The following is a 12,345-nucleotide window of genomic DNA, read 5'->3' on the forward strand; positions in this document are numbered from 1 at the left end:
GGGGTTTTTCCTTTTCTTGGGGAGAGGGCCCCCCTTTCCTTGGCGGGGGGTGGGGAACACCCCCCCCCCCAGGGCGTTCCCTTGTTTTCCCGGGGGGGGGGGGGGGGTGTCCCCCCCCCCCCCTCGGCCGTGAGGGCTTACGCCTCCTCGTCGACCCAGCTCATGAGCTTGCGCAGCTCCTTGCCGGTGGTCTCCAGGAGGTGCTCGGAGTCCTGCTGCTTGTACTCGTTGTACTTCTTCAGACCGCCGTGGTACTCGTCCATCCAGTTCTTGGCGAACGTGCCGTCCTGGATCTCGGCGAGGACCTTCTTCATCTCGGCCTTGGTGGCGTCGGTGATGATCCGCGGGCCGGTGACGTAGTCGCCCCACTCGGCGGTCTCGGAGATCGACCAGCGCATCTTCTCCAGGCCGCCCTCGTACATGAGGTCCACGATCAGCTTCAGCTCGTGGAGGCACTCGAAGTAGGCGATCTCCGGCTGGTAGCCGGCCTCGGTCAGGGTCTCGAAGCCCGCCTTGACCAGCGCGGCCGTGCCACCGCAGAGGACGGCCTGCTCGCCGAAGAGGTCGGTCTCGGTCTCCTCGGTGAAGGTCGTCTTGATGACGCCGGCGCGGGTGCCGCCGATGCCCTTCGCGTACGACAGGGCCAGCGCGAAGCCGTTGCCCGTGGCGTCCTGCTCGACGGCCGCGATGCAGGGAACGCCGCGGCCCTCCTCGTACTGGCGGCGCACCAGGTGGCCCGGGCCCTTCGGGGCGACCATGCAGACGTCCACGCCGGCCGGGGGCTTGATGAAGCCGTAGCGGATGTTCAGGCCGTGGCCGAAGAACAGGGCGTCGCCGTCCTTCAGGTTGTCCTTGATGTGCTCCTCGTAGACCTGGGCCTGGATCGGGTCCGGGACGAGGATCATGATGACGTCGGCCTCGGCGGCCGCCTCGGACGGGCTCACCACGCGCAGGCCCTGCTCCTCGGCCTTGGCCTTGGACTTGGAGCCCTCGTGCAGACCGACGCGCACGTCGACGCCGGAGTCGCGCAGCGACAGGGCGTGGGCGTGGCCCTGGCTGCCGTACCCGATGACCGCGACCTTGCGGCCCTGGATGATGGACAGGTCGGCGTCGGCGTCGTAGAACAGCTCGGCCACTGGGTTCTCTCCTTGTGTGCAGGTGTTGCGTCCCACCGTATGCCGGTGGGCGGAAGGAAGTTTCGGGGTCTCGGAATGCGGGCGGCAGGAATTCTCACCGGCCGCCCGTTTCCGTCGTTATGCGGACCGGTCGAGTGCGCGCAGCGAGCGGTCCGTGATCGAACGGGCGCCGCGGCCGATGGCGATCGTGCCGGACTGGACGAGTTCCTTGATGCCGTACGGTTCCAGCATCTTGAGCATGGCGGACAGCTTGTCGCTGCTGCCGGTGGCCTCGATGGTCACGGCCTCCGGGGAGACGTCGACGGTCTTGGCGCGGAAGAGCTGGACGATCTCGACGATCTGGGAACGCGTCTCGTTGTCGGAGCGCACCTTCACCAGGACGAGTTCGCGCTGGACGGCCTGGGTCGGCTCCAGCTCGACGATCTTGAGCACGTTCACCAGCTTGTTGAGCTGCTTGGTGACCTGCTCCAGCGGGAAGTCCTCGACGCTCACCACGATGGTGATGCGGGAGATGTCGGGGTGCTCGGTGACGCCGACGGCGAGGGAGTCGATGTTGAAGCCGCGGCGGGAGAAGAGGGCGGTGATCCGCGCCAGGACGCCGGGGGTGTTCTCCACCAGGACGGAGAGCGTGTGCTTGGACATGGTCTCTTCGGTCTCTCTCGCTCAGTCGTCTTCGTTGTCGCCGAAGTCGGGGCGGACGTCCCGGGCGGCCATGATCTCGTCGTTGGAGGTGCCGGCGGCGACCATCGGCCAGACCATCGCGTCCTCGTGGACGATGAAGTCCACGACGACCGGGCGGTCGTTGATGGAGTTGGCCTCCTCGATGACCTTGTCGAGGTCGGCCGGGTCCTCGCAGCGGATGGCGTAGCAGCCCATGGCCTCCGACAGCTTCACGAAGTCGGGGACGCGGGTGCCGCGGGCCCCCGGGTTGACGTCGTCGGGGCCGGAGTGCAGCACGGTGTTGGAGTACCGCTGGTTGTAGAACAGGGTCTGCCACTGGCGGACCATCCCGAGGGCGCCGTTGTTGATGACGGCGACCTTGATCGGGATGTTGTTCAGGGCGCAGGTGGTCAGTTCCTGGTTGGTCATCTGGAAGCAGCCGTCGCCGTCGATCGCCCAGACGGTGCGGTCGGGGACGCCCGCCTTGGCGCCCATGGCGGCCGGGACGGCGTAGCCCATGGTCCCGGCGCCGCCGGAGTTCAGCCAGGTGGCGGGCTGCTCGTACTGCACGAAGTGCGCGGCCCACATCTGGTGCTGGCCGACGCCGGCCGCGAAGACCGTGCCCTCGGGCGCGAGCTGCCCAATGCGCTCGATGACCGCCTGCGGGGAGAGCGAGCCGTCCTCCGGCTGGTCGTAGCCGAGGGGGTAGGTGTCGCGCCAGCGGCTGAGGTCCTTCCACCAGGCGCTGTAGTCGCCCGTGCTGCCCTCGCTGTGCTCCTTCTGGACGGCCTGCACGAGGTCGGCGATGACCTCGCGGGCGTCGCCCACGATCGGCACGTCGGCGGCGCGGTTCTTGCCGATCTCGGCCGGGTCGATGTCGGCGTGGACGATCTTGGCGTACGGCGCGAAGCTGTCCAGCTTGCCGGTGACACGGTCGTCGAAGCGGGCTCCGAGGGCGACGATCAGGTCGGCCTTCTGCAGCGCGGTGACGGCGCTGACCGAACCGTGCATGCCCGGCATCCCCACGTGCAGCGGGTGGCTGTCGGGGAACGCGCCGAGCGCCATCAGGGTGGTGGTGACGGGCGCTCCGGTGAGCTCGGCGAGGACCTTCAGCTCGGCGGTGGCCTGTGCCTTGAGGACGCCGCCGCCGACGTACAGCACCGGCCGCTTGGCGGCGGTGATCAGCTTGGCGGCCTCGCGGATCTGCTTGGCGTGCGGCTTGGTGACCGGGCGGTAACCGGGCAGGTCCATGACCGGCGGCCAGGAGAAGGTGGTCTTCTTCTGGAGGATGTCCTTGGGGATGTCGACCAGGACCGGGCCGGGGCGGCCGGTGGACGCGATGTGGAACGCCTGCGCGATCACCCGGGGGATGTCCTCGGCCTTGGTGACCAGGAAGCTGTGCTTGGTGACCGGCATGGTGATGCCGACGATGTCCGCCTCCTGGAAGGCGTCCGTGCCGATCGCGGAGGACACCACCTGGCCGGTGATCGCGACCAGCGGCACGGAGTCCATGTGCGCGTCGGCGATCGGGGTGACCAGGTTGGTGGCGCCGGGGCCCGAGGTCGCCATGCAGACGCCCACCTTGCCGGTGGCCTGCGCGTAGCCGGTGGCCGCGTGGCCGGCGCCCTGCTCGTGGCGGACCAGGACGTGGCGCACCCGGGTGGAGTCCATCAACGGGTCGTACGCCGGGAGGATGGTGCCGCCGGGAATGCCGAATACCGTGTCGACTCCGACCTCCTCGAGGGAGCGGATGAGGGACTGCGCACCCGTGACGTGCTCGGGGGCGGACTGTCCTCCGGATCGGGGCCGGGGCTGCGGGTGATGGGCCCCGGTGGCCTGCTCGGTCATCGGCATTCTCTTCTCGATGCTGAGGGTTTATGCGAGGTTTGTACGACGTGCGGCTGCTGCTCGGCAGGTGCCTGTGCAACAAAAAACCCCTCGTGCCATAGGCAAGCGAGGGGAGCGCGTCGGGTGTGGGGCGCTGGGAGTCCGGGTCGGTCCGGACGTCACCAGCTCAGCCGACGCGCTGTCCAAGTACGAGAATTCGGGTGCGCATGGCACTGACCCTCCCCCCGGCACGCACCCACTGTCAAGTAGGTGGGACGGGAGTCTCATCATGTGAGCGGAGGGCCGTGCCACCACCCAGGACCGCGGGCAGTCCGGGGGCGACACCGCCGACGATCTGGCCGGCGGCGGCGTTGCCGATGCCGGGGCCGACGCCCGTACCGACCCCTGCGCCGCCTCCCGTGCCGACACCCTTCGCGTACACTCCCGCGCCACCGCCCGCGAAGGCCGGTTCGGCGGGTCCGTGCGGCACCGGGTAGTGGCCGGTCCCGAGCACTCTGCGCAGCCGGTACTCGTCCAGCGGCCCGGAGAACGCCATGCCCTGCCCGTGTGTGCAGCCCATCGCGCGCAGGGCGACGATCTGCTCGGGCAGGTCCACCCCGTCGGCCACGGACTTCAGCCCGAGGTCGGTGGCGATGCGCAGCAGACCACTGGTGATCTTGTGCAGCCGCGCCGACTCCACCACGCCCTCGACCAGGCCGCGGTCGAGCTTGATGACGTCCACGGGGAGTCGCCGCAGCGCGGTGATCGCCGCGTAACCGCTCCCGAAGCCGTCCAGGGCGATGCGGACGCCCACCCTCCGCAGGGCGTTCAGCCGACGGTCCAGCTCGTCCAGTCCGACCCGTGGGTCGATGTCCGACAGCTCGATCACAAGGGAACCAGGAGGAAGCCCGTGTCGGGTCAGCAGGGCCTCCACGGAACCCAGCGGCATGGACCGGTCCAGCAGCCGGCGGGCTCCGATGCGTACGGCCACGGCCACCGGCAGCCCGGCGCCCGCGCGTTCGGCGGCCTGCTCCACGGCCTCCTCGAGCACCCAGCGGTCCAGTTCGGCGGTCTTGTCGCCGCCCTCGGCCACCCGCAGGAACTCGGTGGGGGTGAACAGCACCCCCTGCGAGGAGCGCCAGCGCGCCTGGGCGCAGACGGATGTGATCCGGCCGTCCGTCAGGGAGACCACGGGCTGGTGCAGCAGCGCGAACTCGCCGTCGTGCAGCGCGGCGCGCAGGCGGGTGGCCAGCTCGGCCTTGCGTACGACGTCCTGCTGCATCTGTGGCCGGTACAGCTCGACACGCCCCTTGCCGGCCGCCTTGGCGCGGTACATGGCGAGGTCGGCGTTGCGCAGCAGTTCGCCCGCGCCCAGGCCCGGTTCGGCGAAGGCGACCCCGATGGAGGCGTTGACCCGGACGTCGTTGCCGTCGATGAGGTAGGGCTGCGAGAGGGTCATCCGGAGCCGGTCGGCCAGTTCCACGATGTGCCTCTCGCGGGCGGCACGGTCCCGGGCTCCGTCCCCGACGATCAGGGCCGCGAACTCGTCGCCGCCCAGCCGGGAGGCGGTGTCCCCCTTGCGGACGGCCTCGTGGAGTCTGCGGGCTGCCTGCACGAGCAGCTCGTCGCCGGCCTGGTGCCCGATGGTGTCGTTGACGGCCTTGAAGCCGTCGAGGTCGATGAAGAGCACCGCCGTGCCGCGCAGGGCGGCGCCGCGGTCGGAGGCACGGCGGCCGGACAGGGCCTGCTGGACGCGCCGGGTGAACAGGGCGCGGTTGGGCAGGTCGGTCAGCGGGTCGTGTTCGGCGTTGTGCTGGAGCTGCGCCTGGAGGCGCACTCTCTCGGTCACGTCCCGGCTGTTGAAGATCAGGCCCCCGTGGTGGCGGTTGACGGTGGACTCGACGTTGAGCCAGCCGCCGCCCCCCGAGCGGAAACGGCACTCGATGCGCGTGGTGGGTTCCTCGACCGGGCTCGCGGCGAGGAACCGGCGCACCTCGTGCACCACGCAGCCGAGGTCCTCCGGGTGGATGAGACCGGCCAGCTCGCTGCCGACGAGCTCCTCGGCGGGGCTTCCGTAGACCCCGGCGGCGGCCGGGGAGACGTAGCGGAGGATGCCGTTGGGCGCGGCGATCATGATGACGTCGCTGGACCCCTGCACCAGGGACCGGAAGTGGTTCTCCTTCTGGGCCAGTTCCTGGGTGAGGGTGATGTTGTCGAGCAGCATGATGCCCTGGCGCACGACGAGCGCGAGCACCACGGTGCCGCCGGTCAGCAGCACCACACGGTCGACGCTGCGGCCGTTGAGGACGTTGTAGAGGATGCCCAGGGTGCAGACCGCGGCGGCCAGGTACGGCGTGAGCGCGGCCAGCGACCCGGCGATGGGCCGGGCCGCCGGATAGCGGCCACGCTCGCCCACCGGTCCGGGTCCCGGTACGGGCCCGGTCATGGACACGGAGGTCTCCTGGCCGACGGTGCCGCGTGGTGCGGGTACGTCCTCGCGCGTCACGCTCGGGTGCCCGTCGGAACCCTCCTCGGCGATCGGCAGCCCGCGCCGGGACGCCGCCCAGGGGGCGTACGCGAGCAGCAGCGAGCCCGCGAACCAGCCCGCGTCGAGCAGTTGACCGGAGCGGTAATTGTTGTGCAGCAGCGGCGAGGTGAACAGGGCGTCGCACATCACGGTCAGGGCGAGCGCGCAGATCGCCGTGTTGACGGCCGACCTGCAGACGGGCGAGCGCCTGAAGTGCAGCGCGAGCACCATGCTGACCAGTGCGATGTCGAGCAGCGGGTACGCCACCGAGAGCGCGGAGTGCGCCACGCTGGACCCGCCGCCGGCCTTCGCCGCCTGGGCGAGCGCCAGGCTCCACGCCAGAGTCAGCAGCGAACCGCCGATCAGCCAGGCGTCGAGGCCCAGGCAGATCCAGCCGGCCTTCGTCACCGGCCGTTTGGCCAGCACCAGCAGCCCCACGATGGCGGGCGGCGCGAAGCACAGGAAGAACAGGTCCGCGTAACTGGGGGTGGGCACGGGCTGGCGCAGGACGACCTCGTACCACCCCCAGACCAGGTTGCCCAGGGCCGCCATCGCCGAGGAGAGGGCGAACAGCAGCCAAGCCGGACGGAAACGGACGTGGCGCCCGCGGGCGTAGAGGAAGCAGGAGACGGCGGCGGTGGCCGCGGCGGCGCTCAGCCCGAAGTCACCCATGATCTTGGCGACGTGCTCCGAACCCCAGCCGAACGCGGAACCGACGGCATATCCCGCGCAGACCAGGGCCAGTACGAGCTGGCGGACGAGGTTCGGTCCGCCGACGGCGGCCGACGGCCGGGGCAGCGACGACCCGGGGGAGGACTGCGTCCGCAGCGCTCCGTCCAGGGTGGACACGGGGGGTGGCGGACTCACCGGAGCCTCCCGGCCCTCGCCGCTCCCGCGTTCCCCGGGCCCCGCCGCACCGGGTGGGGCGGCCTCCCGCGCCCGCTCCGCCGACGCCGGTGAGGGCCGTACCGACCGTCGTGGTCGCCGGGGCTGCCGAGCTGACCGCGTCTGCGCACGGCCGTGGTCGCGGTCGCGGTCGTGGTCGCGCTCGTGGTGGTCGTGCGCCAGGGTCGTCGGCGGCGGCTCCGCCGCGTCGGGTCGTTCGTCCATCGGCAGTGCATCGCCCGTCGCCCCCCTCACAGTCTGAGATGTCCATCCCCGGCGCCGAACGGTGCGCGGCGCATCCCCTGTCGGACGATACACCAGTCTCGTCACTCAGGGACATAGGTTCTCTACGCTCCGTGACGACCAGCGGGTATGCGCGTACCCTGCGCATCCGGGGCGTCGCGGAGGGTACCTGAAGCGGATTACGCGCCCGTCGTCAAAATCACGTTGCGCAGCGGCTCCTGGTTCACGAAACGGCTCAACTGGTCCACCAGCAGCCGCTTGGCCCGGGGCGGGAAGGCGGAGGTCGGCCCCCCTGCGTGCGGGCTGACGAGTATGCCCGGAGCCTGCCACAGGGGATGGCCCGGCGGCAGCGGCTCGGGGTCGGTCACGTCGAGGGCGGCGGTGAGGCGCCCGCTCTCCAGTTCGGCGAGCAACGCCTTCGTGTCGACGACGGGGCCGCGCGCGACGTTGACCAGCAGGGCGCCGTCCTTCATCCGGGCCAGGAACTCCGCGTCGACCATGCCCCGGGTGGCTTCGGTGAGCGGTGTGGAGAGGACGACGACGTCGGCATCCGGCAGCAGGGCGGGAAGTGCGGTGAGCGGGTGCACCGGGCCGCGCGCCGTGGTGCGGGCGGAGCGCGCGACGCGCACCACCGGCGCGACCTCGAAGGGCACGAGCCGGTCCTCGATCGCGGCGCCGATCGAGCCGTACCCGACGACGAGCACCTTCCGGTCGGCGAGCGCGGGCCGGAACCCGCCGAGCCACTCGCCCCGGTCCTGGGCCCGGACGAAGTCGGGGATGCCGCGCAGCGACGCCAGGATCAGGGCCAGGGTGAGTTCCGCGGTGCTGGCCTCGTGCACGCCGCGCGCGTTGCACAGCCGTACGCCCGCGGGCAGGTGCTTCAGTCCGGGCTCCACGTGGTCGATGCCGGCGGAGAGGGTCTGGACGACCTGGACGGAGCGCATCCGCGGCAGCGGGCGTACGCCGATCCCGCTGGGCTTCATGTAGGGGACGACGTAGTACGCGCAGTCGGCCGGATCCGCGGGGAACGACTCCTCGCCGTTCCAGTAGCGGTAGGCGGGGCCCTCGGGGAGGCCCTCGATCTCGTCCGGCGGGATGGGCAGCCACACGTCAGGAGTCATGGTCGGGAGGCTACGTCAGGAGCGCGGAAGGGCAGAGGTTAGGTTGGGTGGCCTGACGAGGGAGGGTCACGACCAGGTGGAGCGCAGGACGATCGGCGCGACGGCACTCGCGGTGGGGGCCGTCGGACTGGGGTGCATGCCGATGAACTGGGCGTACAGCGCGTCGCGGCAGCGCGGCGAGGAGTCGGTCAGGGCGGTGCACCGGGCCCTCGACCTGGGTGCTTCCCTGCTGGACACGGCGGACATGTACGGCCCGTTCACCAACGAGCTGCTGCTGGGGCGGGTGTTGCGGGAGCGGCGGTCCGAGGCCTTCGTGTCGACCAAGGTCGGTCTGCTGGTGGGCGATCAGCACATCGTGGCCAACGGCCGCCCCGGCTATGTGAGACGTGCCTGCGACGCCTCGCTGCGCCGGCTGCAGACGGACGTCATCGACCTCTACCAACTGCACCGTGCCGACCCGGAGATACCCGTCGAGGAGACCTGGGGCGCGATGGCGGAGCTGGTCCGGGCCGGGAAGGTACGGGCGCTCGGGCTCTGCGCGGTCGGTGCGCGGTCGGCCCGGCGGCCGGGGGCGCGGCTGCACGACGCGACGATCCGGCAGCTGGAGCGGGTGCAGCAGGTCTTCCCGGTGAGCGCGGTGCAGGCCGAGCTGTCGGTGTGGTCGCCGGAGGCGCTGCGGACGCTGCTGCCGTGGTGCGTCTCGCGCGGTGTCGGTTTCCTCGCCGCGATGCCGCTCGGCAACGGCTTCCTGACCGGCACGCTGACGCCCGGGCAGGGCTTCGAGCCGGAGGACCTGCGCGCCCGGCACCCCCGCTTCACCGCCGAGATGATGGCCGCCAACCAGCCGATCGTGGCCGGTCTGCGCCGGATCGCGGCCCGGCACGGGGACGGGGTCACACCGGCGCAGGTGGCGCTGGCATGGGTTCTCGCGCAGGGCCGGCACGTGGTGCCGGTGCCGGGCAGCAAGCGGGAACGCTGGGTGGCCGAGAACGCGGGCGCGGCCCGGCTGCGGCTGACCGAGCGGGACCTGGCGGAGGTGCGGGGGCTGCCGGCGGCGCAGGGGTCGTGGGAGTGACGCGCGCGTGATGGCCGGGTTCGGGATCCGGCGTTCGGGAACTTGGAGGACGCGTGCGGTGTATGACAAGGAGAACCGCCGCGTCGAAGGGACCATGATCGTGCAACGTCGAGCCGTGTCGGCCGTGTTGGCCGCCACCGCCCTGCTGCTGACGGCCGGCTGCTCCTCCGGCGGTGGAGAACCGTCCGGCGCGGCCGGGAGCACCGCCCCGAGCCGTACGGCGGCGCAGTCGTCGCCCTCGGGTTCCGCCACCGAGGAGACGCCGCCCGCGAAGGGCTCCGTGAAGGTGGTCCGTACGGTCGCCACGGGGCTGACGAGTCCCTGGGGTCTGGCCCCGTTGCCGGGCGGTGACCTGCTGGTCTCCTCCCGTGACGAGGCGACGGTCACCCGGGTGGACGAGGAGACGGGCGAGAAGACGGAGCTGGGCGAGGTGCCCGGGGTGGCGCCGTCCGGCGAGGGCGGCCTCCTCGGCATCGCGCTCTCCCCCGACTACGCGTCGGACCGGATGGTCTACGCCTACTTCACCTCGGCGTCGGACAACCGCATCGTGCGCATGCGGTACGACGAGAAGAAGCCGGCCGGTGAGCAGCTGGGCGCGCCGGACACGGTCTTCCGGGGCATCCCCAAGGGCGTCGTCCACAACGGCGGCCGGATCGCGTTCGGACCCGACGGGATGCTGTACGCGGGCACGGGCGAGAGCGGTGACACGGGCCTGTCACAAAACAAGGAGTCCCTCGGCGGGAAGATCCTGCGGATGACACCGGACGGCGACCCGGCGCCCGGCAACCCCTTCCCCGACTCCACCGTCTACTCGTACGGCCACCGGAACGTGCAGGGGCTGGCCTGGGACGACAAGCAGCGGCTGTTCGCGGCGGAGTTCGGGCAGAAGGCCTGGGACGAGCTGAACGCGATCAAGCCGGGCGACAACTACGGCTGGCCGGAGGCGGAGGGCGACTCCGAGGGGTCGCAGTTCCACGACCCGCTCGCGCAGTGGAGCACCGACGAGGCCTCCCCCAGCGGCATCGCCCACGCCGAGGGCTCGGTGTGGATGGCGGGCCTGCGCGGCGAGCGGCTGTGGCGTGTCCCGCTGAAGGGCACGGAGGCCGCAGCCGACCCGCAGGCGTTCCTGGAGGGCGAGTACGGCCGGCTGCGCACGGTGGCCCCGACGGGCGAGGGCAAGCTGTGGCTCGTGACCAGCAACACGGACGGCCGGGGCGACGCGAAGGGCGGCGACGACCGGATCCTGGAGCTGGAGGTGACGTAGGCGCCGCCGTCACTCGTCCTCTGTGAGGGTCTCCGCCTCCTTGGGGCGCGGCAGGTGGACGACGACGACCTTGCCCGAGGTGAGGTCTATCGGGCCGTGGCTCGGGTCGCCGTCGCCGACGTCCTCGCGGGTCAGTTCCAGTCGGTTCTGCTCGTCGTGGGTGTGCTTGTGGCCCGGGGAGAAGAGTTCCTCGAATGTGTTGAACACAGAGCCTCCGTCGGTCGGTGTCCCGTCCAGCGTAAGCCTGATTCCGCGGAACGGGGGGTGAGTTGTCCGGCCGTGAACGGCGCCGGCCGGTGTGCGGCGGTGGCGAACTCGTCGACGAGGCGGGTCTTGCCGACGCCTGCCTCGCCGCCGAGCAGCAGTGCCTGCGGCTCGGCGGCGTCGGCGCGCACGAGGGCGCCCTTCAACGTGTCCGGTTCACCTGCGCGGCCGACGAACACGGGGCTTACGGACCTGGTCTCCACGGGCCCGGGCATCGCACGCGGGTACGACAGCGGGGCAGCGGTCTCCGGAAGGAGGGCGGCGTGCCCGACGGCGACGGGGAGGGCGGTCGTGCGGCAGCCCTCCCCGGTCCCCGCGCTCACGCGGCCCGGGCGAACCGGTGCCGGCGGAACCGGGACGTATGACTCTCCACCGGGACGGCACCGCGGCGGGTTTCCCGGCGGGCTGCGCGACGGGCGCGGACGGCCTCGCGGGCCGGCCTGGCCCGGTCGGCGCGGCGGATCAGTTCGGCGGCACGGGTCTGCTGGAGCTCGTACGCGTACATGGTGCGTCCCTCGGTGAGAGGTCGGTATCCGCTTCGCTCGCTGCGGTGCCTCGACCGTCTTCTCCCAGGTGGGTCCGCCACATCGGGCGAGTTCCGCGTCTTCGGGCGGAGGGCGGGACCTCAGACGTGCGTGAGGGGTCTCAGGGCCGGCGCCTGATGAACGCCGGGTGCCCTAAGACCCCTCAGGGGCGGGGGAAGCGTCACCCCACGGACGGCACGTCCAGCATGACGTTGGTGTACTTGAGCACGGCCAGGATCAGGCCGATCACGCCCAGCGCGACACCGGCCCAGGAGACCGACTTGATCCACGCGGCCTGCGGCTTGCCGGGCACGCCGAACGCGGGCCGGACCAGGACCACGACGCCGACGATCAGCGCGATCAGCGCGAAGACGCCGCCCCAGAGCGCGGTGGCCTGCCAGGCCTCACCGTAGCCCTTCTCGAGCATGGTCTGGACGTTCGAGGACGCGGTCGTCTCGAGTTGTCCGAAGACCGACTCGCGCGCGGAGGCGACGGTGCCGACCCAGCTCCCCGTCAGGGACACGATGCCGAGCCCCGCGGAGACGACGGCGCCCGCGCCCTGGCCGACGCCGGTTGCGGCCTGGTCCCCGGCAGTGCCGGTCCCGGCCTTGTCGATGGCCGTGTCTTCGCCGGCCGCGTCGTCGAGGTCCACGTCGTCGAGGTCCGCGGTGCCGGCGCCGTCCGGGGTCTCGGCCGCGACGGTCTCGGCCCCGGTGTTCTCAGGAGACTCCGTGGCCTCGCCCGTCTTGTCCTTGTCGGTCTTCACGCCGGTCTCGTCCACTGTCTTCGTTCCCATGTCTCGCACCGTACGGACGCTGT

General features: G+C 71.4%; 11 protein-coding genes. 2 read left to right on the forward strand and 9 right to left on the reverse strand.

Features of this window, described 5'->3' with window-relative positions; genetic code table 11:
* Positions 1–137: 137 nt before the first annotated feature.
* From ilvC to ACZ7G3_RS24940, 5 genes are all read right to left on the reverse strand, one after another.
* On the reverse strand, positions 138–1,136 hold the full coding sequence (gene ilvC / locus ACZ7G3_RS24920) for a ketol-acid reductoisomerase (protein ID WP_073936415.1): 999 nt from the start codon (positions 1,134–1,136) through the stop codon (positions 138–140).
* 117 nt (positions 1,137–1,253) lie between these two features.
* Positions 1,254–1,778, reverse strand: coding sequence for an acetolactate synthase small subunit (ilvN, locus tag ACZ7G3_RS24925; protein ID WP_189234138.1), 525 nt, complete (start codon positions 1,776–1,778; stop codon positions 1,254–1,256).
* A 21-nt stretch (positions 1,779–1,799) separates the two neighbouring features.
* Positions 1,800–3,644 (reverse strand): acetolactate synthase large subunit, encoded by a 1,845-nt coding sequence (locus ACZ7G3_RS24930; RefSeq protein WP_426600245.1) that lies wholly within the window; start codon positions 3,642–3,644, stop codon positions 1,800–1,802.
* A 241-nt stretch (positions 3,645–3,885) separates the two neighbouring features.
* On the reverse strand, positions 3,886–7,017 hold the full coding sequence (locus tag ACZ7G3_RS24935; protein WP_426600246.1) for a putative bifunctional diguanylate cyclase/phosphodiesterase: 3,132 nt from the start codon (positions 7,015–7,017) through the stop codon (positions 3,886–3,888).
* A gap of 440 nt (positions 7,018–7,457) precedes the next feature.
* Positions 7,458–8,399, reverse strand: coding sequence for a 2-hydroxyacid dehydrogenase (locus tag ACZ7G3_RS24940; RefSeq protein ID WP_426600247.1), 942 nt, complete (start codon positions 8,397–8,399; stop codon positions 7,458–7,460).
* 76 nt (positions 8,400–8,475) lie between these two features.
* Here ACZ7G3_RS24940 and ACZ7G3_RS24945 point away from each other — a divergent pair, with 76 nt between their 5' ends.
* On the forward strand, positions 8,476–9,474 hold the full coding sequence (locus tag ACZ7G3_RS24945; RefSeq protein ID WP_426600248.1) for an aldo/keto reductase: 999 nt from the start codon (positions 8,476–8,478) through the stop codon (positions 9,472–9,474).
* A gap of 94 nt (positions 9,475–9,568) precedes the next feature.
* Complete coding sequence (locus tag ACZ7G3_RS24950; RefSeq protein WP_470928348.1) at positions 9,569–10,738, forward strand: PQQ-dependent sugar dehydrogenase; 1,170 nt, start codon at positions 9,569–9,571, stop codon at positions 10,736–10,738.
* A gap of 9 nt (positions 10,739–10,747) precedes the next feature.
* Here ACZ7G3_RS24950 and ACZ7G3_RS24955 read toward each other — a convergent pair whose 3' ends face one another.
* The 4 genes from ACZ7G3_RS24955 to ACZ7G3_RS24970 form a co-directional block, all read right to left on the reverse strand.
* Entirely contained in the window at positions 10,748–10,945 is a 198-nt protein-coding gene (locus ACZ7G3_RS24955) for a DUF6191 domain-containing protein (protein ID WP_426600250.1), read from the reverse strand.
* Positions 10,870–11,217 carry an ATP-binding protein gene (locus ACZ7G3_RS24960; protein ID WP_470928349.1) on the reverse strand — a complete coding sequence of 116 codons (348 nt, stop codon included), beginning with the start codon at positions 11,215–11,217 and terminating at the stop codon, positions 10,870–10,872. Before ACZ7G3_RS24960 ends, ACZ7G3_RS24955 begins: the two co-directional genes overlap by 76 nt.
* Before the next feature lie 104 nt (positions 11,218–11,321).
* Positions 11,322–11,507 (reverse strand): hypothetical protein, encoded by a 186-nt coding sequence (locus tag ACZ7G3_RS24965; protein ID WP_470928303.1) that lies wholly within the window; start codon positions 11,505–11,507, stop codon positions 11,322–11,324.
* Positions 11,508–11,707: 200 nt separating this feature from the next.
* Positions 11,708–12,322 carry a hypothetical protein gene (locus ACZ7G3_RS24970; protein WP_470928304.1) on the reverse strand — a complete coding sequence of 205 codons (615 nt, stop codon included), beginning with the start codon at positions 12,320–12,322 and terminating at the stop codon, positions 11,708–11,710.
* Positions 12,323–12,345: the final 23 nt, after the last annotated feature.

The sequence above is a fragment of the Streptomyces sp. NPDC037271 genome (genome assembly GCF_055603605.1).

Bases quoted from the DNA above. Each gene is read 5' to 3' on its own strand.
- ilvN (WP_189234138.1), bottom strand. From the start codon at position 1,778: ATGTCCAAGCACACGCTCTCCGTCCTGGTGGAGAACACCCCCGGCGTC.
- ACZ7G3_RS24930 (WP_426600245.1), bottom strand. From the start codon at position 3,644: ATGACCGAGCAGGCCACCGGGGCCCATCACCCGCAGCCCCGGCCCCGA.
- ACZ7G3_RS24940 (WP_426600247.1), bottom strand. From the start codon at position 8,399: ATGACTCCTGACGTGTGGCTGCCCATCCCGCCGGACGAGATCGAGGGC.
- ACZ7G3_RS24950 (WP_470928348.1), top strand. From the start codon at position 9,569: ATGATCGTGCAACGTCGAGCCGTGTCGGCCGTGTTGGCCGCCACCGCC.
- ACZ7G3_RS24960 (WP_470928349.1), bottom strand. From the start codon at position 11,217: ATGCCCGGGCCCGTGGAGACCAGGTCCGTAAGCCCCGTGTTCGTCGGC.
- ACZ7G3_RS24965 (WP_470928303.1), bottom strand. From the start codon at position 11,507: ATGTACGCGTACGAGCTCCAGCAGACCCGTGCCGCCGAACTGATCCGC.
- ACZ7G3_RS24970 (WP_470928304.1), bottom strand. From the start codon at position 12,322: ATGGGAACGAAGACAGTGGACGAGACCGGCGTGAAGACCGACAAGGAC.